This is a genomic window from Microbacterium azadirachtae (assembly GCF_000956545.1).
GTDB lineage: Bacteria > Actinomycetota > Actinomycetes > Actinomycetales > Microbacteriaceae > Microbacterium > Microbacterium azadirachtae.
Map to the genome: position 1 here is coordinate 224,955 of NZ_JYIT01000085.1, position 25,304 is coordinate 250,258.

Annotated in this window: 26 protein-coding genes; 12 read left to right on the forward strand and 14 right to left on the reverse strand. The window is 70.3% G+C overall.

The features are described from left to right. The first annotated feature begins 97 nt into the window (after nucleotides 1-97). From RL72_RS19285 to RL72_RS17220, 4 genes are read left to right on the forward strand one after another with little or no spacing between them, the layout of a single operon-like run. Entirely contained in the window at nucleotides 98-715 is a 618-nt protein-coding gene (locus tag RL72_RS19285; protein ID WP_052674477.1) for a DUF4190 domain-containing protein, read from the forward strand. Between the two features lie 52 nt (nucleotides 716-767). After that, the gene (locus tag RL72_RS17210; protein WP_248700512.1) at nucleotides 768-1,124 is read left to right on the forward strand and encodes a DUF3099 domain-containing protein; all 357 of its coding nucleotides are present in this window, start codon (nucleotides 768-770) and stop codon (nucleotides 1,122-1,124) included. Next, nucleotides 1,121-1,339, forward strand: a complete 219-nt coding sequence (locus RL72_RS17215; protein ID WP_045252079.1) for a hypothetical protein — start codon at nucleotides 1,121-1,123, stop codon at nucleotides 1,337-1,339. The genes RL72_RS17210 and RL72_RS17215 overlap by 4 nt, the downstream gene beginning before the upstream one ends. Then, on the forward strand, nucleotides 1,336-2,166 hold the full coding sequence (locus RL72_RS17220) for an SURF1 family cytochrome oxidase biogenesis protein (RefSeq protein WP_045252080.1): 831 nt from the start codon (nucleotides 1,336-1,338) through the stop codon (nucleotides 2,164-2,166). The genes RL72_RS17215 and RL72_RS17220 overlap by 4 nt, the downstream gene beginning before the upstream one ends. Nucleotides 2,167-2,211: 45 nt before the next feature. On the opposite strand, the gene RL72_RS17225 is transcribed toward RL72_RS17220, so the two are convergent. From RL72_RS17225 to RL72_RS17245, 5 genes are all read right to left on the reverse strand, one after another. Further along, entirely contained in the window at nucleotides 2,212-2,832 is a 621-nt protein-coding gene (locus RL72_RS17225; protein WP_045252081.1) for an HAD family hydrolase, read from the reverse strand. 50 nt (nucleotides 2,833-2,882) lie between these two features. Beyond that, nucleotides 2,883-4,481, reverse strand: a complete 1,599-nt coding sequence (locus RL72_RS17230; protein ID WP_045252082.1) for an ABC-F family ATP-binding cassette domain-containing protein — start codon at nucleotides 4,479-4,481, stop codon at nucleotides 2,883-2,885. Between the two features lie 106 nt (nucleotides 4,482-4,587). Continuing rightward, a complete protein-coding gene (locus RL72_RS17235) occupies nucleotides 4,588-5,193 on the reverse strand; it encodes a CbiQ family ECF transporter T component (RefSeq protein WP_045252083.1) in 606 nt (201 codons plus the stop codon). A 10-nt stretch (nucleotides 5,194-5,203) separates the two neighbouring features. Next, on the reverse strand, nucleotides 5,204-5,884 hold the full coding sequence (locus RL72_RS17240; RefSeq protein ID WP_175491163.1) for an energy-coupling factor ABC transporter ATP-binding protein: 681 nt from the start codon (nucleotides 5,882-5,884) through the stop codon (nucleotides 5,204-5,206). Then, nucleotides 5,874-6,443, reverse strand: a complete 570-nt coding sequence (locus RL72_RS17245) for a biotin transporter BioY (protein ID WP_045252084.1) — start codon at nucleotides 6,441-6,443, stop codon at nucleotides 5,874-5,876. The genes RL72_RS17240 and RL72_RS17245 overlap by 11 nt, the downstream gene beginning before the upstream one ends. Nucleotides 6,444-6,538: 95 nt before the next feature. Here RL72_RS17245 and RL72_RS17250 point away from each other — a divergent pair, with 95 nt between their 5' ends. Beyond that, entirely contained in the window at nucleotides 6,539-7,111 is a 573-nt protein-coding gene (locus tag RL72_RS17250) for a TetR family transcriptional regulator (protein ID WP_045252085.1), read from the forward strand. Here RL72_RS17250 and RL72_RS17255 read toward each other — a convergent pair. From RL72_RS17255 to sufB, 7 genes are all read right to left on the reverse strand, one after another. Next, nucleotides 7,074-8,510, reverse strand: coding sequence for an MFS transporter (locus RL72_RS17255; protein WP_045252086.1), 1,437 nt, complete (start codon nucleotides 8,508-8,510; stop codon nucleotides 7,074-7,076). The genes RL72_RS17250 and RL72_RS17255 overlap by 38 nt on opposite strands. Continuing rightward, entirely contained in the window at nucleotides 8,507-9,676 is a 1,170-nt protein-coding gene (locus RL72_RS17260) for a MalY/PatB family protein (protein WP_045252087.1), read from the reverse strand. The genes RL72_RS17255 and RL72_RS17260 overlap by 4 nt, the downstream gene beginning before the upstream one ends. Before the next feature lie 76 nt (nucleotides 9,677-9,752). Beyond that, entirely contained in the window at nucleotides 9,753-10,082 is a 330-nt protein-coding gene (locus tag RL72_RS17265) for a metal-sulfur cluster assembly factor (protein ID WP_045252088.1), read from the reverse strand. A 10-nt stretch (nucleotides 10,083-10,092) separates the two neighbouring features. Next, a complete protein-coding gene (gene sufC, locus RL72_RS17270; protein ID WP_045252089.1) occupies nucleotides 10,093-10,863 on the reverse strand; it encodes a Fe-S cluster assembly ATPase SufC in 771 nt (256 codons plus the stop codon). Between the two features lie 76 nt (nucleotides 10,864-10,939). Further along, a complete protein-coding gene (locus RL72_RS17275; RefSeq protein ID WP_045252090.1) occupies nucleotides 10,940-11,275 on the reverse strand; it encodes a non-heme iron oxygenase ferredoxin subunit in 336 nt (111 codons plus the stop codon). Then, nucleotides 11,272-12,471 carry a Fe-S cluster assembly protein SufD gene (sufD, locus tag RL72_RS17280; protein WP_045252091.1) on the reverse strand — a complete coding sequence of 400 codons (1,200 nt, stop codon included), beginning with the start codon at nucleotides 12,469-12,471 and terminating at the stop codon, nucleotides 11,272-11,274. Before sufD ends, RL72_RS17275 begins: the two co-directional genes overlap by 4 nt. A gap of 1 nt (nucleotide 12,472) precedes the next feature. Then, on the reverse strand, nucleotides 12,473-13,891 hold the full coding sequence (sufB, locus tag RL72_RS17285; RefSeq protein WP_045252092.1) for a Fe-S cluster assembly protein SufB: 1,419 nt from the start codon (nucleotides 13,889-13,891) through the stop codon (nucleotides 12,473-12,475). Nucleotides 13,892-14,222: 331 nt separating this feature from the next. On the opposite strand from sufB, the gene RL72_RS17290 reads away from it, so the two are divergent. Beyond that, a complete protein-coding gene (locus tag RL72_RS17290) occupies nucleotides 14,223-15,110 on the forward strand; it encodes a COX15/CtaA family protein (RefSeq protein ID WP_052674490.1) in 888 nt (295 codons plus the stop codon). Nucleotides 15,111-15,129: 19 nt separating this feature from the next. Here RL72_RS17290 and RL72_RS17295 read toward each other — a convergent pair whose 3' ends face one another. Beyond that, the gene (locus RL72_RS17295) at nucleotides 15,130-16,095 is read right to left on the reverse strand and encodes a hypothetical protein (protein WP_045252093.1); all 966 of its coding nucleotides are present in this window, start codon (nucleotides 16,093-16,095) and stop codon (nucleotides 15,130-15,132) included. Between the two features lie 249 nt (nucleotides 16,096-16,344). Here RL72_RS17295 and RL72_RS17300 point away from each other — a divergent pair, with 249 nt between their 5' ends. Next, nucleotides 16,345-16,794, forward strand: coding sequence for a hypothetical protein (locus tag RL72_RS17300; protein WP_045252094.1), 450 nt, complete (start codon nucleotides 16,345-16,347; stop codon nucleotides 16,792-16,794). On the opposite strand, the gene RL72_RS17305 is transcribed toward RL72_RS17300, so the two are convergent. Continuing rightward, a complete protein-coding gene (locus tag RL72_RS17305) occupies nucleotides 16,740-17,672 on the reverse strand; it encodes a heme o synthase (protein WP_045252095.1) in 933 nt (310 codons plus the stop codon). The two genes, RL72_RS17300 and RL72_RS17305, sit on opposite strands and share 55 nt — an antisense overlap. 262 nt (nucleotides 17,673-17,934) lie before the next feature. On the opposite strand from RL72_RS17305, the gene tkt reads away from it, so the two are divergent. Genes tkt through RL72_RS17330 form a run of 5 tightly spaced genes read left to right on the forward strand, consistent with a single transcriptional unit; the run spans nucleotide 17,935 to nucleotide 25,303 of the window. Further along, entirely contained in the window at nucleotides 17,935-20,037 is a 2,103-nt protein-coding gene (gene tkt, locus RL72_RS17310) for a transketolase (protein WP_045252096.1), read from the forward strand. A gap of 23 nt (nucleotides 20,038-20,060) precedes the next feature. Then, a complete protein-coding gene (gene tal / locus RL72_RS17315) occupies nucleotides 20,061-21,173 on the forward strand; it encodes a transaldolase (protein ID WP_045252097.1) in 1,113 nt (370 codons plus the stop codon). After that, entirely contained in the window at nucleotides 21,170-22,789 is a 1,620-nt protein-coding gene (locus tag RL72_RS17320) for a hypothetical protein (protein ID WP_045252098.1), read from the forward strand. The genes tal and RL72_RS17320 overlap by 4 nt, the downstream gene beginning before the upstream one ends. 34 nt (nucleotides 22,790-22,823) lie before the next feature. Further along, a complete protein-coding gene (zwf, locus tag RL72_RS17325; RefSeq protein ID WP_045252099.1) occupies nucleotides 22,824-24,371 on the forward strand; it encodes a glucose-6-phosphate dehydrogenase in 1,548 nt (515 codons plus the stop codon). After that, nucleotides 24,368-25,303, forward strand: a complete 936-nt coding sequence (locus RL72_RS17330) for a glucose-6-phosphate dehydrogenase assembly protein OpcA (RefSeq protein WP_045252100.1) — start codon at nucleotides 24,368-24,370, stop codon at nucleotides 25,301-25,303. Before zwf ends, RL72_RS17330 begins: the two co-directional genes overlap by 4 nt. Nucleotide 25,304 lies beyond the last annotated feature (1 nt).

Genomic DNA, 25,304 nt, shown 5'->3' on the forward strand with positions numbered 1-25,304 from the left:
GGTGTACGGCACGCAAGCCTAGCGAGCGGACCTTCGCCCAGGAATTGACATGGCCCTGACAGCACGGAAATCTTTGTGATGAACCAGGAGGAAGCGCATGAGCAACGACAACGGCGGGATTCCGCCCCAGGGGCAGCAGCCCCCCGCATACCCGGGCGCCCCGGTGCCGCCGCAGCAGCCGGCCTACCCCACCGGCGCGCCGACGCCGCCGTCGCCCGTCCCGCCGGCACCGGCCTACCCCGGTGCAGCGCCTCAGCAGCCCGCGCCGCAGCAGACCCCGCCGACCTATCCGGCCGCGGCACCGCAGCAGCCCGCTTACCCGGCCGGTCCTTCAGCCGCACCGGGCTATCCCGGGGCCGCGCCCTCGACGCCCGGCTACCCGGCGCCGGGCTACGCGCAGCCGTACTCCCCGCCCTATCCGGTCCCGGCGAAGTCGAACGGCCTCGCAGTCACCGCGCTGATCTGCGGAATCGCGGGCGTGGCGCTGTTCTGGCTCGCGTACATCGTGCTCCCGTTCCTGGCCGCGGTGACGGCGATCATCACGGGCCACCTCGCCCTCGGCAGGATCAAGCGGGATCCGGGACTGGGCGGGAAGGGGATCGCGATCACCGGCCTCGTTCTCGGCTACGTCGGAGCGGTCATCAACCTGATCATCGGCATCGGATTCCTGCTGCTCATCGGGTACGGCATCTCCCAGGGCAACAGCGGCTACTGAGTCGCCCTCCGCGACGACCCCGGGGGTCGCGGCGGCGTAGGCTGGAGTCATCGTGAGAAGGACTCCAGACGCCGCCGTGACCTCCCTGCCGCGCGCTCCGCGCGACGAGGCGCGTGAACGCGTGCGCCATTACGCGATCACCATGGGGATCCGCACCGTCTGCTTCATCCTTGTCTTCACGGTGCAGCCGATGGGCTGGTGGACGTGGGTGTTCGCGATCGCCGCGGCCGTCCTGCCTTACGTCGCCGTCGTGTTCGCCAATGCGGGCGACGACTCGGTCCCCACCGACGTGGAATCGCCGCTCATCGAGCTCGAGGCGCCCACGGCACAACAGGACGAGAGTCCGCGCGGCCCGCAGGTGATCACGGTCGCCGAGACGCCCGCACGCTTCGCCGAGCCGCGCTCATGAACGCGCCGACTCCGGAGCTGAAATGCTCCCGGGCGGGATGCCGCGCCGCCGCCACGCACCGCATCGTCTGGCGCAACCCGCGCATCCACGGGCCGGAGCGCGAGAAGGTCTGGCTCGCGTGCGGCGAGCATCTGCGGTTCCTCTACGACTATCTGCGCGCGCGTGACTTCCCCGCACGGATCGACGCGGCGGTCGGAGAGGGCGAACTCGAATGATGAGGCAGCGCCTGCTCCGCTGGAGCGCCTATCTCGCCGTCGCGATCGTGTTCGCGGTCGTCTGCGCCTATCTCTCGAACTGGCAGTTCTCCCGCAACGACGGACGACAGACGCAGCTCGAGCTCGTGCAGCGCAACTACGACGCGAAGCCGGTCGCTCTGGACGATCTGCTGCCGGCCGGCGCGACGCTGCCGCAGTCGGCGCAGTGGCACCCCGTCACCCTGCACGGCAGGTACGAGCCCGACGACAGCCTGCTCGTGCGCAATCGCCCGCACGGCGGCACCAGCGCCTTCGAGGTGCTCGTGCCCTTCCGCACCGACGGCGGCCGAGTGTTCATCGTGAACCGCGGCTGGGTCGTGGCGGGCGAGGGATCCGACGTGCCGACCTCCATTCCCGCGCCGCCCGCGGGCGAGACCACGGTCGTCGCGCGTCTGCGGCCCAACGAGCCGCTGCCGCCATCGGGTCGCGGAGCTCCGTCCGGGCAGGTGCCCAGCATCAACCTGCCTCTGGTCGCCGACAAGATCGACGGCGGATCCGCGGTCGACACCGGAGCGTACGGCGAGCTGGTGAGCGAGTCGCCCGCCCCTTCCTCCCGACCGCACGCGTTCGACGCGCCGTCGGACGATCCGGGACCGTTCCTCTCCTACGCGATCCAGTGGATCCTGTTCGCGATCATGGGCTTCATCTTCATCGGCTACGTGATCCGCACCGAGGTCGTGAAGCACCGCGACGAAGCCGCGGGCCGGGCCCCGCGGCAGCCGCGGCGCCGCCGCGATCGCGACATGGACGATGAGGACGCTCTCCTCGACGCCGTCGAGTCGCGCTGAGCCCCGCGGCGTTCAGAGCCCCGCGATGCTCAGAGCCCGGCGTGCTCAGAGCCACGCGACGAGTTCGTCGAGTGCCTGGATCGTGGGCACCCCAGCAGGTGCGGCCTGATGCCCGCGGTCGAAATGCAGGAACCGGGTTCCGAGCGCCGCGGCGATCTCGCGATCGTGATTCGTGTCCCCGACCATGAGAACCTCCTCGGCCGCGAAGCCGGATTCCCGCAGCCAGTCCGCGATCACCTCCCGTTTCGAGGCCTGGTACGGGTCGGCGATCGACAGGATCCGGGCGAAGTGCCGGGCGACGCCATGAGGATGCAGCTGCCTCTCGAGCGGGCCGGGCAGGGTCGCAGAGGCGAGCACCTGAAGAACGCCACGATCCGACATCCGAGTCAGGGTGCGCTCGACGTCCGGCTGCAGACCCGCCTCGTCGATGCTCTCATCGAGCCACTCCAGATACTGCGTCGCCGCGGCCCGGAAGACGTCGTCCCCCAGCCCGGTCGACGCGTAGAAGTCCCGGATCGGAAAGCGGAAGAGAGCGCGGTACGCGGCGAGATCCTCGAGGGGAGCAAGTCCGTACTGCGCGAGCACCCGGTTCATCACCCGTCGGCACACATCGGCGTCGTCGAGCAGCGTGCCGTTCCAGTCCCAGCAGATCGCGCGCAGTTCCACAACGCGAATGCTACGGCCGGGCACGGACGCCGGAAGGACGGGGCCGAGGATCAGGCGAGTTCGATGAGCTCCTGATACTCCTTGCTCCAGATGTCCTCGACGCCGTCCGGAAGGATGAGCACGCGCTCCGGGTTGAGCGACGCCACCGCGCCGGGATCGTGCGAGACGAGCACGACCGCGCCCTCGTAGTGCGCGAGCGCGCCGAGGATCTCCTCGCGCGACGCCGGGTCGAGGTTGTTCGTGGGCTCGTCGAGCAGCAGCATGTTCGCGGCCGAGACGACGAGCGTCGCGAGCGACAGACGGGTCTTCTCCCCGCCGGACAGCACGCCAGCGGGCTTGTGCACGTCCTCGCCCGTGAACAGGAACGATCCGAGCACCTTGCGCGCCTCGGTCTCGTTGAGATCCGGGGCGGAGGACATCATGTTCTCCAGCACCGATCGCGACACGTCGAGGTTCTCGTGCTCCTGGGCGTAGTACCCCACTTTGAGACCGTGGCCCGGCTCGAGCTGGCCGGTGTCGGGCTGATCGACGCCGGCGAGGATCCGCAGCAGCGTGGTCTTGCCCGCTCCGTTGAGCCCCAGCACGACCACCTTGGAGCCGCGGTCGATGGCCAGATCGACGTCGGTGAAGATCTCGAGGGAGCCGTAGGACTTGGACAGCCCCGACGCCATGAGCGGGGTCTTGCCGCAGGGCGCGGGCTTCGGGAACCGCAGCTTGGCGACGCGGTCGACCTGCCGCACCTCCTCCAGCCCCGAGAGCAGCTTCTCCGCCCGAGCGACCATCTGGTGCGCGGCAGCGGCCTTGCTGGCCTTGGCGCCGAAGCGCGCGGCCTGCTGCTGCAGGGAGGTGGCCTTCTTCTCGGCGTTCGCGCGCTCCTTCTTGCGGCGCTCCTCGTCCGCCACCCGCTGGCGCAGGTAGTTCTTCCAGTTCATGTTGTAGATGTCGATGATCTGGCGGTTGGCGTCCAGGTAGAACACGCGGTTCACGGTCTCGCCGACGAGCTCCACGTCGTGGCTGATGACGATCAGCCCGCCCTTGTACCCCTTGAGGAACTCGCGCAGCCACACGACGCTGTCCGCGTCGAGGTGGTTGGTCGGCTCGTCGAGGATCATCGTCTCCGCGTCCGAGAACAGGATCCGGGCGAGCTCGATGCGGCGGCGCTGACCGCCGGACAGCGTCTTCAGCGGCTGGTCGAGGATCCGGTCCGGCAGCGAGAGGTTGTGCGCGATCGAGGCCGCCTCCGCCTCGGCCGCGTAGCCGCCCAGGGCTTCGAACCGCTCGGTGAGGTTGCCGAACTGGCGCATGGCCTTCTCCGCGACCGCCGGGTCGTCGGATCCCATGGCCTCAGAGGCCTCGCGGATCCGGAGGGTGAGGGATCCGAGTCCGCGGGCGTCCAGGATGCGGGTGCGTGCGAGCATCTCGGGGTCGCCGGAGCGGGGATCCTGCGGGAGGTAGCCCAGCTCGCCGCTGCGCTCGACCTTGCCGTCGGACGGGATGAGGTCGCCCGCGAGCACCTTCGTCAACGTGGTCTTGCCGGCGCCGTTGCGCCCGACCAGACCGATCTTGTCGCCGTCGGCGACGCGGAACGACACGTTCTCCATGAGGAGACGCGCGCCCACGCGGATCTCGAGGTCGTGCACGGCGAGCACAGCGGACGTCCGTTCTTCAGAAGGGGGTGAGCGGCCGGATGGCCAGCCTCCCAGTGTAGCTGGCGCAGCCGTGAGGGCTCTGACCGGCGCACGCCCTGCCCGGAGGTCAGGACGCGAGGCCCCGTGCGGCCAGCGCCTCCCCCACCTCGTCCGCATGGCGCATGGTGCGCACGAGGATCGGCAGCGCGGTGCGCAGCCCCAGCCGCACACCGCGAGCATCCTGAGCCTCGCGCACGGACCGGACGAACCCCCCGACCACCGGAACCATCGTCAGGGCGAGCGAGAGCACGAGCGCGACGGCCTGGGCGTCCACGCCGAGACGCCGGAGCGGGCGGAGGATCCGGGTGATCAGCGTCATCAGGGCGCTCATCGACGTGGTGCGCGTGAACAGCTCAGCCAGCAGCAGGAGCGCCACCAGACGCCCGCAGCTCACGATCGCCGCCGGGATTCCGGAGAAGACGATCAGCGCCACCCCCAGGATGAGGATCAGCCAGCGCAGACGCCACCAGGCCGAGCCCAGCGCGCGCACGCCGAGACCCGCCGCCGGGTAGAGCGCACTGACCGCGACGACCGCGAGGAGCACGGGCACGATCATGCCCGGCGCCACCGGGAGCAGCGACAGTCCGAGCGCGACCACCGCGAGCAGCGCGAGCTTGAGCCCGGCCGGGGCGCCGTGCAGGAACCCCGTTCCGGGGCGATAGAGCGAGATCATGGGGAGTCCCTCACGCGCACAGTTGCAGGTAGTCCGCGATCACGTCGTCCGGCGCACCCTGCGCGTGCACGCGGCCGCGTTCGACCAGCACGGCCTCGTCGCAGCGCCGCGCGAGGTCGAGGTCATGCGTGACCAGGATGAGGGGGACGTCGAGCTCCTCGAGCAGGGCGTCGCCGATCCGACGGCCGTTGCGCAGGTCGAGACGCGTGGTCGGCTCGTCGGCGATCACGAGCGCCGGACGCGCGATGAGCACCGAGGTCAGCGCGAGGAGCTGCTTCTGCCCGCCGGACAGTTCGGATACGGGCGCGTCGCGGAGCGCATCGAGTCCGCACAGCGCGAGCGCCGCCTCGACGCGCTCGTCGCGCTCCCGCGGCGTCAGCCCGCGGAGCGAGAGGGCGAGGTCCTCGGCGGGCGTGGGCATCAGGATCTGCGCCTCCGGGTCGGCGAAGACGAAGCCGACGTGACGCCGCACCGCCCGCGGGTCCCGGGACGGATCCATGCCCGCCACCCGCACGGTCCCGGTGGTCGCGACGTACAGGCCGTTCAGCAGCCGGGCAAGACTCGACTTCCCGGAGCCGTTCGCTCCGATCACCGCGGTCCGGCGAGCGGTCAGGCGCAGCGAGACGTCGTCGAGGATCGTGCGCTCCTCGACGCGCAGCGTGACCGAGCGCAGTTCGACGTCAGGCGACACGAAGAGACGTCCGTGCGAACGCGCGCGGATACGCGCGCTGCAGCGCCACGCCGAGCACGGTCGCGACGACGGCCTTGATCAGATCGCCCGGCAGGAACACGAGGCTCGACAGCGCGGTCGCTCCGAGCGGCACCCCCGTCACGAGGGCCTGTACCGGGATCCCGAACAGGTAGACCGTGCCGATGCCGCCGAGGAGCACGGCGGATCCGGCGCGCCACCAGCTCAGGCGCCGGGAGCCGGCGATCAGCCCGATCACGATCACGCCGAAGATCCAGCCGATCAGATAGCCGGCACTGGGCCCGAAGAACACGCCCAGTCCCCCGCGCCCTCCGGCGAGCACGGGAAGACCGACCGCGGCGAGAGCCAGCACCGTGAGAATCGAGAGAGGCGCGATGCGCGGCCCCAGGACCAGGCCTGCGAGCATCACTCCGAGGGTCTGCCCGGTGATGGGGACGCCCCCGGGCAGCGGGACGATCACCAGTCCGAGTGCGATGATCAGCGCGGCGAAAACGGCGATGCGGGCGGCGTCGGCGCCCCAGGAACGGGTGGTCGTCGTCATGGAAGTCTCTTTCGGGTCTGCGGCGCGCCGGCCGTTTCCGCCGCAGCACGCTCCTGAACACTGTTCACCTGAACGGCGTTCAGTATAGTCAGATCATGACTCCCCCGCGTACCGGACGGCACGACCGCGAGCACATCGTCGGCGTCGCGCTCGATCTGCTGGACCGCTTCGGCCTTCCTGACCTCACCATGCGCCGGCTCGCCACCGAGCTGGACGTGCAGGCGAGCGCCCTCTATTGGCACTTCGACAGCAAGCAGGATCTCCTCGCCGCGGTCTCGGATCGCATCCTGGCGCGCATCCCCGAACCCTCCGCGGGCCTGGATCTGCTGGCAGCGGCGCGCGCGGTGCGCGATGCCCTCCTCACGCACCGCGACGGCGCCGAGGTCGTGATGAGCTCCGCGGCACTGCGTCCCGGACCGTCGCGCGCACAGGACGTCCTCCGCAGCGCCCTGCCCGGGGACGTCGACGACGCGGATCTAGCCGCCACTGCCGTGCTGCAGTTCGTGCTCGGCCACACGACGCTCGTGCAGCAGCGGATGCACGGCGAGAGCCATGGCGCCGCCAGCACCGCAGGCGCCCTGGACGACCGGGCCACCGACGCCGCCGTGTTCGAGGCGGGGATCTCCTTGATCAGCCTCGGTGCGGATCGGGCGAGGTCGCGGCACTGAGGTCCGCCGGCACCGCGACGCTCCGCGGTCCGTCGCCGATCCGCAGGCCCGGGAGCAGCGCGATCAGGAGGGCGACGACCGACACGGCGAAGACCGTCGGAAAGCCCGAACCGGCGACGGGCAGGCTGACGAACATCAATCCGGCGAGAGCGATCGTGACCGCCGATCCCGTCGAATCCGAGATCGAGAGGGCCGAGGAGTTGAATCCCTCGTCCACCGGCGTCGAGTAGGCCAGGGTCAGCACGTTCAGACGCGGGTAGATGAGACCGATGCCGCCACCGGCGATCCCCCAGAGCACCACGACGGCCCACGGCTGGGACCGTGTCAGTGCGACGGCGATGAGACCCACGAGACCCGCGGTCATCAGTGTCGCGCTGATGAGCACCATCCGGCGGCTGCCCAGCCGCTCGCCGTAGCGTCCCTGCACCGCGGAGGCGCCCGACCACGCGAGCGCCGCCGCGGTCAGCGCGAGCCCTGCGATCGTCGGACTGAACCCGAACCGCTCCATCAGCATGCGGGGCACGTAGGCCTCGGCGGCGAAGAAGGCGCCGGCGACGAGACCGCGCACCAGCACGACGCTCGGGAGCCCCGGCGCGGCGCGCAGCGCCCCCTTCGGCAGGAGCGGCCGGATCGAGACGGCGATCGCGATGATCGAGACGAGCGCGACCGGCCACCCGATCACCGGAGTGGCGTCGGAGGCGAATCCCACCGCGACGGCGGCGATCGCGACGACCACGGAGAGCAGGATCCTGAGGCCGATGCGCCCACCGGTCGGCGCCGTGTGCGCGCCGTCACCGTCGGGGTGCGTACGCAGATCGACGGTGCGAAGTCGCGCGACGACGAGGAGGAATGCGATCACGTTGAGCACCGCGACGCCGAGGAACGTCCAGCGCCAGTGCAGATACTGCGCGACCGCGCCGGCCAGGAACGGTCCGATCATCGACGGGATGACCCAGGCCGCCGCGAAGGCGGCGAAGATGCGTCCGTGCAGCGAAGGCGGGTAGACGCGCGCCACGACGACATACAGCGCGACGGTCTGACCGCCGCCGCCGAGGCCCTGGACGAGCCGCCCCAGCACCAGGGTGTACATGTCGGTCGCGAGTCCGGCGATCACCAGACCGGCGATGAAAAGCCCGACCGCGGTGTACAGCGGCGCACGGGGGCCGTTCCGGTCGCTCCAGGCTCCGCTCGCGACCATGCCGATCACGCCGGTGGCCAGAGTGCCCGCGAAAGCCACCGCGTACAGCGCATCGCCGCGCAGATCGGCGGCGACCAGGGGCATGACCGTCGTCACCGCCAGCGCTTCGATGGCGCCGAGCAGGATGAGCACGACCGATCCGACCGTGATCCCGAGCCGACGCCGGTCCCAGATGGTCGGTGCGGAGGCGCGCGACGTCACCGGCGCACCAGCGCGGCGATGCGCAGCACCGCCTCGGTCAGCACCTCGGGAGAGCAGCCCAGGTTGAAACGGACGTGACCGCGGCCCTCGTCCCCGAAGGTCGGCCCGCGGTTGAGCGCGACGCGTGCTTCGCGCAGGATCCGTCTCGCAGGATCGTCGCCCCATCCGAGATCGCGCAGGTCGACCCAGGCGAGGTACCCCGCGTCGGGCAGCCGGTAGCGCGCCTCCGGCAGATGCTCGGCGAGCAGGCGCCCGAGCAGACGGCGGTTGTCGTCCAGCGCCGCCAGCAGCGCCTCCAGCCAGGCGTCGCTGTCCGGATCCCAGGCGGCGACGGCCGCCAGCGCCCCGAGCAGCCCCGTGCGCCACTCGACCTCGGGCGGCAGTGCGCGGACCACGGCGGCGGTGCGCTCGCTCGCCGTCACCATGACCGCGCACTTGAGGCCCGCGAGGTTGTACGCCTTGCTCGCGCTCGTGACCACGTACCCGATCTCCGCGGCGATCGGAGACGCCGCCAGGAACGGCGTGAAGTCGACGCCCGGCTGCACCAGGGGTGCATGGATCTCATCGCTGACGACCACGGCATCGTGCTCCGCCGCGATCTCGGCGAGCCGCGCGAGCGCCGCACGGGAGTGCACGGTGCCGGTCGGATTGTGCGGGTTGCAGAGGAGCACGGCGCGAGCCCCGCCCGCCAGCGCCCGCTCGATGCCCGCCAGATCGAGCGCCCAGGAGCCGTCCACGTCGATGAGAGGGACGCGTTCGGCGACGCCCCCCGCCTCCTCGATGCAGTCGAAGAACGGCGGGTAGACGGGCGGTGCGACGATCACGCGATCCCCCGGATCCAGCACCGCACGGAGGATCTCCACGACGCCCATCATCACGTCGCAGGTCGAGCGGATCCGCTCCGGCTGCACGGTCCATCCGAATCGACGCTGGGCATAGGCCGTGAACGCCGCGCGGATCCCGGGGTCGGGCGGCGTGTAGCCGGTGTCGCCGAGCTCCACCGCCTCATGCAGTCGCGCCGTGATCGCGTCTGCCAGCGGGAAGTCCATCTCCGCGACGAACAGCGGCAGGACGTCGTCGGGATACGTCCGCCACTTCGTGCTGGACCGGCGGCGGAGCTGGTCGAGCGGCAAAGCGTGCAGTGCGGTGCGGGCGGCGGTGGTCACCCTCCGACCCTATCCACGCAGCGACGACGAAGGGCCTGACGCCGTCATACGGCGTCAGACCCTTGGTATCGGCGTCTCAGATCGCGAAGCCGAGTGCGCGCATCTGGTCGCGCCCGTCATCGGTGATCCGCTCGGGACCCCACGGCGGCATCCACACCCAGTTGATGCGGAAGCGGTCGACGACGTCGTCCAGCGCCTGTCCGGTCTGCTCCTCGAGCACATCGGTGAGCGGGCACCCGGCGCTCGTCAGCGTCATGTGGATGACGAGGGCGTCGTTCTCCTCGTCCCAGGAGAGATCGTAGATGAGACCGAGGTCGACGACGTTGATCCCGAGCTCGGGGTCCACGACATCCTTGAGCGCCTCGGTGACCTCGTCGTACTTCTCTCCGGTCAGCGTTGCCGTCATGGCTTCCAGCCTACGCTTCGATGGGAGCGCTGGGGTCGAGGAAGCGGTCGTAGCCCTCGTCCTCGAGACGGTCGGCGAGCTCCGCGCCGCCCTCTTCGACGATCTTGCCCGCGACGACCACGTGCACGTAGTCCGGGCGGATGTAGCGCAGGATGCGGGTGTAGTGCGTGATGAGCAGCACACCGAGGTTCGTGTGCTCCTTGGCGCGGTTGACGCCCGCCGAGACGATCTTGAGCGCGTCGACGTCGAGGCCGGAGTCGGTCTCGTCGAGCACGGCGATCTTCGGCTTGAGGACCTCGAGCTGCAGGATCTCGTGGCGCTTCTTCTCGCCGCCGGAGAAGCCCTCGTTCACGTTGCGCTGCGCGAACTTCGGGTCCATGCGCAGGTTCGCCATGGACTCCTTGACGTCCTTCGTCCACTGGCGGATCGAGGGGGCCTCGCCGTCCAGCGCGGTCTTGGCCGTGCGGAGGAAGTTCGTGACCGTCACGCCGGGGATCTCGACCGGGTACTGCATGGCCAGGAAGAGGCCCGCGCGGGCGCGCTCATCGACGCTCATCGCGAGGACGTCCTCGCCGTCCAGCGTGATGGTGCCGCCGGTGACGGTGTACTTGGGGTGACCGGCGATCGTGTACGCCAGAGTGGACTTGCCGGAGCCGTTGGGGCCCATGATCGCGTGGGTCTCCCCCGTGCGGATCGTGAGAGTGATGCCGTTGAGGATCGGCGTGGTGCCCGCCTCGGTCTCGACGGTGACGTGCAGATCGGTGATCTCCAGGACAGACATGGATGATTCCTTCGTGGTTTCGTGGAAGCTTTCGTGGCGGGCGCCGTGCGACGGCCCGCGCCGAGGAGGCGCAGGCTCAGAGAGCGCTGACGTCCTTCGTGACGGACGGGTCGATCATCACGTCATCGCCGTCGATGACGACGGTGTAGACAGGGACCGGTTCGTAGGCGGGCAGGTTCAGCGGCTTGCCGGAGCAGAGCGAGAAGGCCGAGCCGTGGGCCCAGCACTCCAGCGTCTTGCCCTCGACGAACCCCTCGGACAGGGAGATGTCGCCGTGCGTGCAGGTGTCGCCGATGGCGTGGATCTCGCCCTCGGAGTCGAGCACGACCGCCATCGGCACGCCGTCCAGCTCGACCCGCAGCGGGGTGTCCTCCTGCAGGTCGCTCACCGCGCAGGCCCGCTGGGCGGTCACGCGTTCACCGCCTGCAGCTCGGCCTCGATCGCCGCGAGCAGCTCCGCCTCCAGCGACGGCACGCCGAGACGCTGCACGATGTCGCTCAGGAAACCGAGGACGACGAGGCGCCGTGCCTCCTCCTCGGTGATCCCGCGCGCCTGCAGGTAGAACAGCTGCTCGTCGTCGAAGCGGCCGGTCGCGCTCGCGTGGCCGGCACCCAGGATGTCGCCCGTCTCGATCTCCAGGTTCGGGATCGAGTCCGCGCGCGCGCCCTCGGTGAGCACCAGGTTGCGGTTGGCCTCGTACGAGTCGGTGCCGGTGGCGTCGGGGCCGATCAGCACGTCGCCGATCCACACGCTGTGCGCGCTCTCACCCTGGAGCGCGCCCTTGTACAGCACGTCTCCGACGGTGTGCGCGCCCTTGTGGTGCAGGTAGACCTGGCTCTCGAGGTGCTGGCCGGCGTCCGCGTAGGACAGCCCGTACAGACGGGCCTCGGATCCGGATCCGGCGAGCTCGACGTTGGGGTTCACACGGACCAGGCCGCCGCCGAAGCTGACGACGAAGTGCGTCAGCGACGCGTCGCGGTCGACGCGCGCCTGGTGCGACGCGGCGTGGATCGCCTCGTCCGCCCAGCGCTGCACGCTCACCACGGTGAGCCGCGAGCCGTCGCGCGCGATGATCTCGACGTTCTGCGCGTACTGCGCGGCGCCGTGGTGGTTGAGGACGACGGTGGCCCGGGAGTTCGGCATCGCCTCGATCAGGATCTGGCCGAACGCGCGCTTGCCCGCGTCCGCGCCGTCGATGCGCAGCACGATCGGGCCGTCGACCTCGTCGTCCGCGCCGATGCGCAGATGCAGACGGCCGGCGTGCTTCCACGCGAGAGCGCTCGGCAGATCCTCCGGACGGAAGAACTGCCCGTGGGCGCCCTCCTCCTCGGGCACGAGGAAGGCCTCGACCGCGTCCAGGTCGAGAGCGACCGCCGCGTCGTCACCGGCCTCGTCGGCCAGGAGCCCCGCGAGCTGCGCGACGGGCGTGTGCTTCCAGTTGACCTCGCGACCGGTCGGCACGCCGAAATCGGCGGGCTCGAACGAGTGCGGACGCTCCGAGCGGGTCTGCACGGGAACGACCTTCTCGGCGGCCACGAGCCGGGCCGCGGGGTCGATGTGGGCGTGCGTGTCCTGCGCCTCCGCGGGCGCGGCAGTGGGGGCCGTCATCTCAGCCGACCGATCCTTCCATGCCCATCTCGATGAGCTTGTTCAGTTCCATCGCGTACTCCATGGGCAGCTCGCGCGCGATCGGCTCGATGAAGCCGCGCACGATCATCGCCATCGCCTCGTCCTCGGGCATGCCGCGGGACTGCAGGTAGAAGAGCTGCTCCTCGCTGACCTTCGAGACCGTCGCCTCGTGGCCGAGCTGCACGTCGTCCACCCGGATGTCGATCGCCGGGTAGGTGTCGCTGCGCGACTTGGTGTCGACGAGAAGCGCATCGCAGCGCACGGTGTTCGCGGAATGATGCGCGTTCGCATCCACCCGCACCTCGCCGCGGTAGCCGGCGCGGCCGCCGCCGCGGGCGATCGACTTCGACACGATCGACGACTGCGTGTAGGGCGCCATGTGGATCATCTTCGCGCCGGCGTCCTGGTGCTGACCGGGACCCGCGAAGGCGACGGACAGCGTCTCGCCCTTGGCGTGCTCGCCCATGAGGTAGATCGACGGGTACTTCATCGTGACCTTGGAGCCGATGTTTCCGTCGACCCACTCCATGGTGGCGCCCTCGTGCGCCACGGCGCGCTTGGTGACCAGGTTGTAGACGTTGTTCGACCAGTTCTGGATCGTCGTGTAGCGCACGCGGGCGTTCTTCTTGACGATGATCTCGACGACGGCCGAGTGCAGCGAGTCGCTCTTGTAGATCGGCGCCGTGCAGCCCTCGATGTAGTGCACGTAGCTGTCCTCGTCGGCGATGATCAGCGTGCGCTCGAACTGGCCCATGTTCTCGGTGTTGATCCGGAAGTAGGCCTGCAGCGGGATCTCCACGTGCACGCCCTTGGGCACGTACACGAAGGATCCGCCGGACCACACGGCGGTGTTCAGTGCGGCGAACTTGTTGTCGCCGGCCGGGATCACCGTGCCGAAGTACTCCTCGAAGAACTCGGGGTGCTCGCGCAGCGCCGTGTCCGTGTCCATGAAGATGACGCCCTGCGCCTCCAGGTCCTCGCGGATCTGGTGGTAGACGACCTCGGACTCGTACTGCGCGGCGACGCCGGCGACGAGGCGCTGACGTTCGGCCTCGGGGATGCCGAGGCGCTCGTAGGTCTCCCGGATGTCCTCCGGCAGGTCCTCCCAGCTCTGCGCCTGCTTCTCCGTGGAGCGCACGAAATACTTGATGTTGTCGAAGTCGATGTCGCTGAGGTCGGCGCCCCAGGTCGGCATCGGCTTGCGCCCGAAGAGCTGCAGGCCCTTCAGGCGGGTCTTCAGCATCCACTCGGGTTCGCTCTTGAGGGCCGAGATGTCACGCACGACGGCTTCGCTCAGCCCGCGTCGCGCGCTCGCGCCGGCGGCATCCGCGTCGTGCCAGCCGAACTCGTACACCCCCAGACCATCCAGCTCCGGGCGGTCGATCAGCACATCCGACATCACACTCTCCTCTTGGGCCGTAACGGTTCATCCGCCCCGGCACACCGCCGATCCCGTCGAGTCTGCAGGGAACGGGTGCCGCTTCTGGGCCCTCATCATGGACGCAAAGCAATCGCGCCTAAACTTGTGCAGGATGCTGCCCGCGGATTCCGCGGCCATCACCACACACCCCCGATTCTACAGGTTCCCTCCGACGTCCGGGCCTTCACGGCCGCCCGCGCAGGGATCCGGAGGACCCATGCCCGAGATCGTGACGCCACCCGCACCCCGCACCCGACCCGGATTTCTGGGCCGAGTCCACGATTGGCTCCCGGATCGGGTGGACCTCCGCGTGAAGATCGCCGCCTGGGTGTCCTTCGTGCTCGAGGTCGCGATCGTCGGCACCGGCGGCGCGGTGCGCCTCACCGACTCGGGACTCGGCTGCGAGTGGCCGCTGTGCACCCCGGACTCGCTGTTCCCGACCGCGGAGCAGAGCTATCACTCCCTGATCGAGTTCGGCAACCGCGGGCTGAGCTTCTTCGTCGGACTGGCCGCGATCGCCGTCATCGTCCTGATCTCCCGCTTCCGGGCCGAGCGGCGTGATCTGTGGACCATGGCCTGGATCGTCTTCGCCGGGGTCCTCGTCCAGGCCGCGGTCGGCGGGATCCTGGTGATCTTCCACCTGCACCCGAACATGGTCGCGTTCCACTACCTGGTCTCGCTCGTGCTCGTGGCCGTATCCGCGGCGTTCCTCGTGCGGATGGGCCAGCCGAGCGGGCCGCGCGAGCGCGCGGTCCCGAAAGCCGTCGCGATCCTGGTGCACATCACGTCCTTCGTCCTCGCGCTCACGGTGATCTTCGGCGTGCTGACGACCGGTGCCGGGCCGCACTCGGGCGACCCCGCGGTCACGCTGCGCAACGGCTTCGACGCGACCGTGCTCGAGCACGTGCACTCGTGGCCCGCCTACGCGCTGTTCGGCCTCACCCTCGCGCTGCTCGTGATCAGCCTGGCGAACAGTCTCACCGTGATCCGGAGCGCCGTGATCGGCCTGCTCGCGATCGAGCTCGTGCAGATCGCGGTCGGGCTCTACCAGGCACGCAACGCCCTTCCGCCGCTCGCGGTGGGCGTGCACATGGTGCTCGCCGCCGTGCTCGTAGCGGCCTGCACGGTGCTGGTCCTGCGCGTCAAGAGCCCGGCGGAGCGGGCGCCGCTCCCCGCGGACGCCGGCGCCTCGTCCTGATCCCGCGGCTCGGCGCCCGTCACTCCGCGTCCGCGCCGGGGCTGCCGTCCTGCGCCCACGCCGCCCCGAGCGCGAACAGGGTCGCGACGCCGTAGCGCTCCATGGCGGCCGCGATCCGGCGCCGGCCCGTGCGCGGCGTGATGCCAAGGGAGCGCGAGGCGGCGTCGAGGGTCATCCCGCGCCGCATGCGGTGCAGCAGCCCGCCATAGCCGATCGGATCCGCCTCCACCGGCTGCGCCTGCCGCCACAGCTCGGCGAAGTACTCCTTCGCCAGGCCCGCGATGACGGGGCTCGACACCGCGACCACGCTCTGCGGCGCCGTGTCGGGCCAGCTCACCGGCAGGCCCGTGATGTCGGCGTCGTCGACCCAGAACCAGCTCGGCGGATCCGGCAGCATCCGGAACTCCACCGCCGACTCGCGGAAGGTGCGGACCATGGCGGCCAGACGCTCGTCCAGGATCATCGCGGGGATGATCGCCTGCACCGAGGCGTAGCCGCTCATGACCGTCGCGAACGCGCGCGTGCGTTCCGGGCTGCTCTGGCGGTAGCGGTCCAGGTCGGTCAGCACGGCGCGCACCCGTCCCCCGGGCCCCACCCGGGACGCCTGGACGGCGAACCACAGGTCCTCCGCGGCGTGCGGGCCCTCCGCCCGCTGCAGGGTGAGGCGCTCCTGCACGAGGGCCTCGCCGAAGTTCCAGGACGCGGAGCGGCGGGCGACGCCGTCGACGATCTGCGCGAGCCGCTCGCTGCGCGCCTCCGCCTCGGCGCGCTCCGCCTGCAGCAGCCGATCGATCGCGATCGCGGCGGCCTGCACGGGCGGGTTGAGCAGGATCACCTCGTCCTGGAGCGAGAGGTGCCCCTGAGAGGCCAGCCTCTCGAGCGCAGCGCGCACCTCCCCGGCGTCGACAGCGGTGCGCTCGGCCACGGCGCCGAGATCCTGCGGGCGCTCGCGGTGCAGCAGGTCGAGGAGTTCGTCGTCGCTCATCGGGTGTCCTCTTGCGGACAACGCTGGATCCGGTCCTTGCATCGTCCTGATCAGGTCAGTTGGATGAAAGTGGACGCTAGCAGGAGGATCCCCGTTCTGGGGAACGGATCCTATGACCTGCGTGCTGCTGGGGACGCTGGTCCCGGGTGCCCGAACATCCGGGACCTCTCCCCCGGTCCCGCCGCGACCCATACGCGACTCATAGGCGATGCAGACGACCTGCACGAGTTCGGCGCGGAGTCTGGGGGCATGACACGCGCAATGAACCGCAGCATCCCCTTCTGGATCCTCCTGGCCGCCTCGGTCGCCCTCGTCGTCTCGGGCGCCCTGGTCGTGCTCGACCATCTCGGCACGATGACCACGACGCTCAAGAACGGCAGCGCCACGGGCCTCGAGGTCTACGCCGGGCAGTCCTGGATCGTGATCGGCGCGGCGCTGCTCGGCGCCGGAGTGCTCGGAGTGCTCCTCGCGCTCGCGCTGCTCGTCGTCTCAGGTCTCGTCGCGCCCGCGGCCCTGGAGCGCGTCGAGACCGGCCCGGCGATCACGGAGGCCCCGGAAGAGGATGGGGAGTCCGAAGCGCCTGTTTCGGAGGACGCGCCGTCGCAGGAAGTGAGCTCCGCGGACGCGACGAACGACCAGTCGGCTCAGAACGGGAGCAGCGGGTCCACCGCGACGGCGACGAAGATCAGCGTCAGGTAGGTGATCGAGGCGTGGAAGACGCGCATCGGCCTCGCCGATGCGCCCTTCACCGCCTGGGCGTACAGGCGGTGCGACTCGTACACGAACCATCCGCCGAAGACGAGGGCCGACACCGTGTAGACGAGCCCCATGCCGGCCACCGGGATGAGCAGCAGCGAGCACGCCAGGGTCGCCCACGCGTAGAGGATGACCTGGAGCCCCACCTGCGAGGCGGAGCGGGTGACGCCCAGCATCGGCACGTCCACGTCCTCGTAGTCGTCCTTGTACTTCATCGACAGCGGCCAGTAGTGCGCCGGCGTCCACAGGAACACGAGCACGAACAGCACGAACGCCGGCCAGTCGAGGGACCCGGTGACGGCGGCCCACCCGATCAGCACCGGGAAGCACCCGGCGATCCCGCCCCAGATGATGTTCTGCTCGGTGCGGCGCTTGAGGATCAGGGTGTAGACGACGACGTAGAAGAAGATCGCCGCCGCCGAGAGCGCGGCCGCCACCCCGTTGGTCGTCAGCCAGAGCCAGGCGGTGGAGAGGACGGCGAGCACCCAGGAGAACACCAGCGCACCGCGCGGCGAGACCTCTCCCGTCACGAGCGGCCGCTTCTCCGTGCGGTGCATGTGCGCATCGATGTCGCGATCGATGTACATGTTGAACGCCGCGGCGGATCCGGCGCTCATCGAGCCTCCGATGACGGTCGCCGCCACCAGCCACAGGTTCGGCAGGCCGTGCTGCGCCAGGAACATGACGGGAACCGTGGACACGAGCAGAAGCTCGAGCACGCGGGGCTTGGTCAGTTCGACGTAGCCCTTGATGGTCCGCTTCAGAGAGCGCTCGGCGGCGACGGACTCGATGGTGGTCGCGATGCTGACCGCCTCCTTCATGCATAGGGCAACACCGTCATTCTATGGCATCCGGAGAAACGGCCCGAGGCGCCCGTACGGCCGTCGTGGCCCCGCCGCCGGGGCGACGCGGGAATGCGCTTGCTTGTCGCCGAAACACTTCGACCGGACCGGCGACGCGGCCGCGCGACGCCACTATGCTGAAGACTGCTCGCGCGCCCGTCAACGTGCCTCGCCCCTCCGTGAAGTAGCGGTCGGCGCGCAGACGAACGGGCGCACTCATTGGCTTCGAAAGGGCTCTGGAGTGTCGGAACTGCTGTGGGATGAGATCGATCGGCGCGCGGTGGACACCGCCCGAGTCCTGGCGGCGGATGCCGTCCAGAAGGTGGGCAACGGCCACCCGGGAACCGCGATGAGCCTGGCCCCCGTGGCCTACCTGCTCTACCAGCGGGTTCTGCGACACGATCCCGCCGACACGCACTGGATCGGCCGCGACCGCTTCATCCTCTCCGTGGGACACTCCTCCCTCACCCAGTACATCCAGCTCTACCTCGGCGGGTTCGGCCTCGAGCTCAGCGACCTCGAGGCGCTGCGCACCTGGGGCTCGCTGACGCCGGGTCACCCGGAGTACGGACACACCAAGGGCGTCGAGATCACGACCGGCCCGCTGGGCCAGGGCCTGGCCTCGGCCGTCGGCTTCGCCTACGCCTCGCGCTACGAGCGCGGGCTGTTCGATCCGGAGGCCGCCGCCGGCACCAGCCCGTTCGACCACCACGTGTACGTGATCGCCGGCGACGGCGACCTGCAGGAGGGCGTGACGAGCGAGGCCTCGTCGCTCGCCGGCCACCAGCAGCTCGGCAACCTCATCGCGATCTACGACTCCAACCGGATCTCGATCGAGGGCGACACCAACGTCGCGTTCACCGAGGACGTGCGCGCCCGCTACGAGTCGTACGGCTGGCAGGTGCTGCACGTGGACTGGGTGCGCACCGGCACCTACGTCGAGGACGTGCAGGAGCTCTTCGACGCGATCGAGCAGGCCAAGGCCGAGACCTCGAAGCCCTCGCTGATCATCCTCAACACCATCATCGGCTGGCCCGCGCCGAACAAGAAGGGCACCGAGTCGGTGCACGGCAACGCGCTGGGCGCGGACGAGGTCGCGGCGACCAAGGTCGTCCTCGGCTTCGACCCCGACAAGAGCTTCGTCGTCGAGGACGCGGTGATCGAGCACACCCGCGAGCTCGGCGCCCGCGCCGCCGCGGAGCGCGCGCAGTGGCAGCAGGCGTTCGACGGCTGGGCCGCCGCGAACCCCGAGCGCAAGGCCCTGCTGGAGCGCCTCGAGGCGCATGAGCTCCCCGAAGGCATCGAGGACGCCCTGCCCGTGTTCGAGGCCGGGACCGAGCTGGCCACGCGCGCCGCCTCGGGCAAGGTCATCAACGCCCTCGCCGACCGGCTGCCCGAGCTGTGGGGCGGCTCGGCCGACCTCGCCGGCTCGAACAACACCACCATCGCCGGTGCGAAGTCCTTCATCCCCGCCTCGTGGTCGACGCACGACTGGGACGGCAGCCCGTACGGCCGCGTGCTGCACTTCGGCATCCGCGAGCACGCGATGGGCTCGATCATCAACGGCATCGTGCTGCACGGGCCCACCCGTCCGTTCGGCGGAACGTTCCTGATCTTCAGCGACTACATGCGCCCGCCGGTGCGTCTCGCCGCCCTGATGAACGTGCCGAGCGTGTTCGTGTGGACGCACGACTCCGTCGCCCTCGGCGAGGACGGCCCGACGCACCAGCCGATCGAGCAGCTCGCGTCGCTCCGTGCCATCCCGAACCTCGCGGTGGTGCGCCCGGCCGACGGCAACGAGACCGCGGCCGCCTGGCTCGAGATCCTGCGCCGCCACGGCGGGCCCACCGGCATCGCCCTCACCCGTCAGAACGTGCCCAACTTCGCGCGCGGCTCCGGCGAGGCGACCGGCGAGACGTTCGCGGCGGCCTCGAACACCGCCAAGGGAGCCTATGTCCTCGCCGAGGCGCCGAACGGCACCCCCGACGTCCTCCTCATCGCGACGGGCTCCGAGGTGCAGCTGGCTGTCGCAGCGCGCGAGACCCTCGCGGCCGAGGGAGTGAACGCCCGCGTGGTCTCCGCGCCCTCGCTGGAGTGGTTCGCCGAGCAGGATGAGGCGTACCGCGAGTCCGTGCTGCCCTCGGGCGTGAAGGCCCGTGTCTCCGTCGAGGCCGGATCCACGCTGAGCTGGCACGGCATCGTCGGCTCGACGGGCCGGTCGGTCGGCATCGACCACTTCGGCGCGTCGGCCGACTACAAGACCCTGTTCCAGAAGTTCGGCATCACCACGGAGGCCGTCGTCGCGGCCGCCCACGAGACCATCGCCGCCACCGCGGCCGCTTGAGCAACCCGTAAGAGGAGATCCGCATGACCACGCCCACCGCAGCCCTCTCCGCCGCCGGCGTCAGCATCTGGCTGGACGACCTGTCCCGCACCCGCATCACGTCGGGCAACCTCGCCGACCTCATCGCCTCGCGCAACGTCGTCGGCGTCACCACCAACCCGACGATCTTCGCGAACGCGATCACCAACCCGGACGACACCTCGTACGACGGTCAGGTCGCTCAGCTCGCCGAGTCGGGCGCCACGCCCGAGGAGGCCATCTTCGAGGCGACCACGCAGGACGTGCGCGACGCGCTCGACGTCTTCCGCCCCGTCTGGGAGGAGACCGGCCACGTCGACGGCCGTGTCTCGATCGAGGTCTCCCCCGACCTCGCGCACGACACCGAGGGGACCATCGCGCAGGCGAAGGAGCTGTGGGCCAAGGTCGACCGTCCCAACCTGCTGGTGAAGATCCCGGCGACCAAGGCGGGACTGCCCGCGATCACCGCGGCGATCGCAGCGGGCATCAGCGTCAACGTGACCCTGATCTTCAGCCTGGAGCGTTACGCCGAGGTGATCGACGCCTACCTCGCTGGCCTCGAGCAGGCCCAGGCCGCCGGCATCGACCTCTCGACGATCCAGTCCGTCGCGTCGTTCTTCGTGTCGCGCGTCGACACCGAGACCGACAAGCGCCTCACCGCCATCGGCACCGACGAGGCCCTCGCGCTCAAGAGCAAGGCCGGGCTCGCCAACGCGCGCCTCGCCTACGAGCTCTACGAGCAGACGTTCGCCGGAGACCGCGCCGCCGCCCTGCTCGCCGCCGGCGCCAACCGCCAGCGCCCGCTCTGGGCTTCCACCGGCGTGAAGGACCCCGCGCTGCCCGACACCCTGTACGTCACCGAGCTCGTCGCCGCCGACGTCGTCAACACCATGCCCGAGAAGACGCTCGAGGCGACCTACGACCACGGCGTGGTTACCGGCGACACCGTCACCGGCACGTACGACGAGTCTCGCGCCGTCTTCGCCGGCCTCGCCGCCGTGGGCGTCGACTTCGCCGACGTCACCCAGGTGCTCGAGGATGAGGGCGTCGCGAAGTTCATCGACTCCTGGCACGAGCTGCTCGGCCAGGTCCGCGAAGGACTGGAAGCCCAGCGGTGAGCTTCGAGATCCACACGTCCGGGGCGCCGAAGGCGGCGATCGACGAGGTCGTCCCGCGACTGGTGGGCGAGCTGATCGCCTCCCGGATCACCAACGGCGACCCGACCGTGTGGGGCGAGTCCGCCGAGGCCGAGGCTGCCGTCCGCCTCGGCTGGGTGGACGCGGTGTCCGTGTCGCGCCCGCTGGTCCCCGAGATCGTCGCCCTGCGCGACGAGCTCGCGGCGAAGGGCGTCACGCGCGTGGTCCTGGCGGGGATGGGCGGATCGTCGCTCGCCCCCGAGGTCATCTCGCAGACCGCCGGGATCGACGTCACCATCCTCGACTCGACCTCCCCGGGCCAGGTGCTCGCCGCCATCGACGCCGGGCTCTCCGATGTCGTGCTCGTCGTGTCGTCGAAGTCCGGGTCGACCGTCGAGACCGACTCGCAGCGCCGCACCTTCGAGACGGCGTTCCGCGACATCGGGATCGACCCGGTGGAGCGCATCGTCGTGGTCACCGACCCGGGCTCGCCGCTCGACGCCTCTGCCCGGGAAGCCGGATACCGCGTGTTCAACGCGGACCCGAACGTGGGGGGTCGCTACTCGGCGCTGACGGCGTTCGGCCTGGTGCCGTCCGGCCTCGCCGGCGTCGACGTCGCCGAACTGCTCGACGAGGCGGAGGCGACCCTGCTGCAGGTCGCGATCGACTCCCCGGAGAACCCGGCGCTGCTCCTCGGCGCGGCGATCGCCGCCTCGCGGCAGAGCCCGGACGGTCCCCGTCGCGACAAGCTGGGTCTGATCACCGACGGCACGCACATCGTGGGCCTGCCCGATTGGATCGAGCAGCTGGTCGCCGAGTCGACCGGCAAGGAGGGCACCGGGATCCTTCCCGTCGTGCTGCTCCCGGTGTCGCCCGAGGTGGACAGCCGTCCCGCCGATCTGCAGCTCGTGCGTCTCGTCGACGACGCCGACGAGTTCCACCTGCGGGAGCGCCACCCCGGCGAGATCCTCGTCAGCGGCACCCTGGGCGCCCAGTTCCTGGTCTGGGAGTACGCGACGGCGATCGCCGGACACCTGCTGGGCATCAACCCGTTCGATCAGCCCGACGTGGAGTCCGCGAAGGTCGCCGCCCGCGGCCTCCTGGACGCACGCCCCGCGCCCGCGCCCGCGGCCTTCGAGCAGGACGGCGTCGAGGTCCGCGCCTCCGATCCTGCGCTGCTCGCCTCCCGCACCATCGCCGGCGTGCTGGACGCGCTCTGGGCGCGGCTCCCCGAGGACGGCTACGTGTCCATCCAGGCCTACGTCGATCGTCTCGAGATGCCGCAGCTGCAGGGCCTCCGCGAACTCGTGGCTGCGGACTCCGGTCGTCCGACGACGTTCGGCTGGGGCCCGCGCTTCCTGCACTCGACGGGGCAGTACCACAAGGGCGGGCCCGCTCAGGGCGTGTTCCTGCAGATCCTGGAGCGCACCGACGTGGATCTGGAGATCCCCGGACGTCCGTTCACCTTCGGCCAGCTCATCGAGGCCCAGGCCGCCGGCGACGCCGGCGTGCTCGCCGCGCACGGCCGTCCCGTCGTGACGCTCACGATCACCGAACCGCAGGACGACGTGCTCGACCTGTTCGAGGCCGCGCAGTAGGCCCATCCGCAATCCCCAGGAGAATCCCCCACTGATGACTGTCCACGTCTCCCGCGGCCACAACCCCCTGCGTGACCCCGACGATCGCCGGCTGAACCGGATCGCCGGACCCAGCGCACTGGTGATCTTCGGCGTCACCGGCGACCTGTCGCGCAAGAAGCTGATGCCCGCCGTCTACGACCTCGCCAACCGCGGCCTGCTGCCCCCCGGCTTCGCCCTGGTCGGCTTCGCCCGCCGTGACTGGGAGGACCAGGACTTCGCGCAGGTCGTCTACGACGCGGTGAAGGAGCACGCGCGCACCCCGTTCCGCGAGGAGACGTGGGCGCAGCTGCTGCAGGGCATCCGCTTCGTCTCCGGTGAGTTCGGAGACCCGGACGCGTTCCGCCGGCTGCGCGAGACCGTCGAGAAGCTCGACGTCGAACGCGGCACCATGGGCAACCACGCGTACTACCTCTCGATCCCGCCGAACCAGTTCCCGCTGGTCGCACGGCAGCTGCGCGACTCGGGACTCGTCGAGGGACACGAGGACGCCGACCACTGGCGGCGCGTCGTGATCGAGAAGCCGTTCGGACACGACCTCGCGTCCGCACGGGCGCTCAACGACGCCCTGGAGGGCACGTTCCCGGCCGACTCGATCTTCCGGATCGACCACTACCTCGGCAAGGAGACGGTCCAGAACATCCTCGCGCTGCGGTTCGCGAACGAGCTGTACGAGCCGATCTGGAACCGCAACTACGTGGATCACGTGCAGATCACGATGGCGGAGGACATCGGCGTCGGGGGCCGTGCCGGCTACTACGACGGCATCGGCGCCGCCCGCGATGTCATCCAGAACCACCTGCTGCAGTTGCTTGCGCTCACCGCGATGGAGGAGCCGATCAGCCTGTCGGCCGAGCACCTGCGCGCCGAGAAGGAGAAGGTTCTCGCAGCCGTCTCGCTGCCCGACGACCTCTCGCTCGCCACGGCCCGCGGACAGTACGCCGGCGGTTGGCAGGGCGGCGAGCAGGTCACCGGCTTCCTCGACGAGGACGGCATGGATCCGGAGTCCATCACGGAGACCTACGCCGCGGTCAAGCTCGAGATCAACACCCGGCGCTGGGCCGACGTGCCGTTCTACCTGCGCACCGGCAAGCGCCTCGGCCGCCGCGTGACCGAGATCGCGGTCGTCTTCAAGCGCGCTCCGGAGCATCTGTTCGGTGGTGCGCAGACCTCCGAGCTGGGCCAGAACGCCCTCGTGATCCGCGTGCAGCCCGATGAGGGCGTGACGCTGCGGTTCGGTTCCAAGGTTCCGGGCAACGGCAGCAACGTGCGCGATGTGACCATGGACTTCGGCTATGGACACGCGTTCACCGAGGCCAGCCCTGAGGCGTACGAACGACTGATCCTCGACGTCCTCCTCGGCGATCCGCCGCTGTTCCCGCGCCACGAGGAGGTCGAGCTCAGCTGGAAGATCCTCGATCCGGTCGAGCAGTACTGGGCCGCCGAGGGCGGCCCGCTGGAGCAGTACGCTCCCGGATCCTGGGGCCCGGCCTCCGCCGATGCCCTGCTCGCCCGCGACGGACGTGTCTGGAGGCGCCCGTGATCATCGATCTGCCCGACACCACCACCAGCCAGGTCGCGAAGAACCTGGTCAAGGCTCGCGAAGAGGGCGGCGTCGTCGCGCTCGGTCGCGTGCTCACACTCATCATCGCGGCGCCGGACGACGCGCTGGAGGCGGCGGTCGACGCCGCGAACGACGCATCCCGCGAGCACCCGATGCGCGTCATCGTGCTGACCACGAGCGAGGGCGAGGCACACCTGGACGCGCAGATCCGGGTCGGCGGCGACGCCGGCGCGAGCGAGGTCGTCGTGCTGCACGCCTACGGCGACGCCGCCAGCAACGAGGAGAGCCTGGTCACGGGTCTCCTGCTGCCCGACGCCCCCGTGGTCGTCTGGTGGCCGACGCTGGCGCCGGAAGCGCCGGCGGAATCGCCGCTCGGACGAATCGCACAGCGCCGCATCACCGACGCGGCGACCGCGAGCGATGTGCGCGCGCAGCTCGAGGTGCTCGGACGCACACACGTCCCGGGCGACACCGATCTCGCCTGGACCCGGCTCACGCACTGGCGCGAGCAGCTCGCCGCCGTCCTCGATCAGCCGCCGTTCGACGAGGTGACCGCGGTCGAGGTGCGCGGCGCCGCCGATTCCCCCTCCACCGCGCTGCTCGCCGCCTGGCTGGGCCTCGCGCTGGACGTCCCGGTCCGCTGGGCGTACGAGCCGATCGCGCACTGGGCGCACGGCATCAAGTCGGTGCGGCTCACCCGCGCCAACGGCGACATCCTGCTGGAGCGCCCGGTACCGGGATCCGCGATGCTCACGCAGCCCGGACAGCCGGACCACGAGCTCCACCTGCCGCGTCGGACGCTGCGGGAGTGCCTGGCCGAGGAGCTGCGCCGGCTCGACCCCGACGTGCTCTACGGCCGCGTGATCACCGAGGGATTCGCCAAGCTCAGCGCGCCCGAGCCGGTCGCCTGAC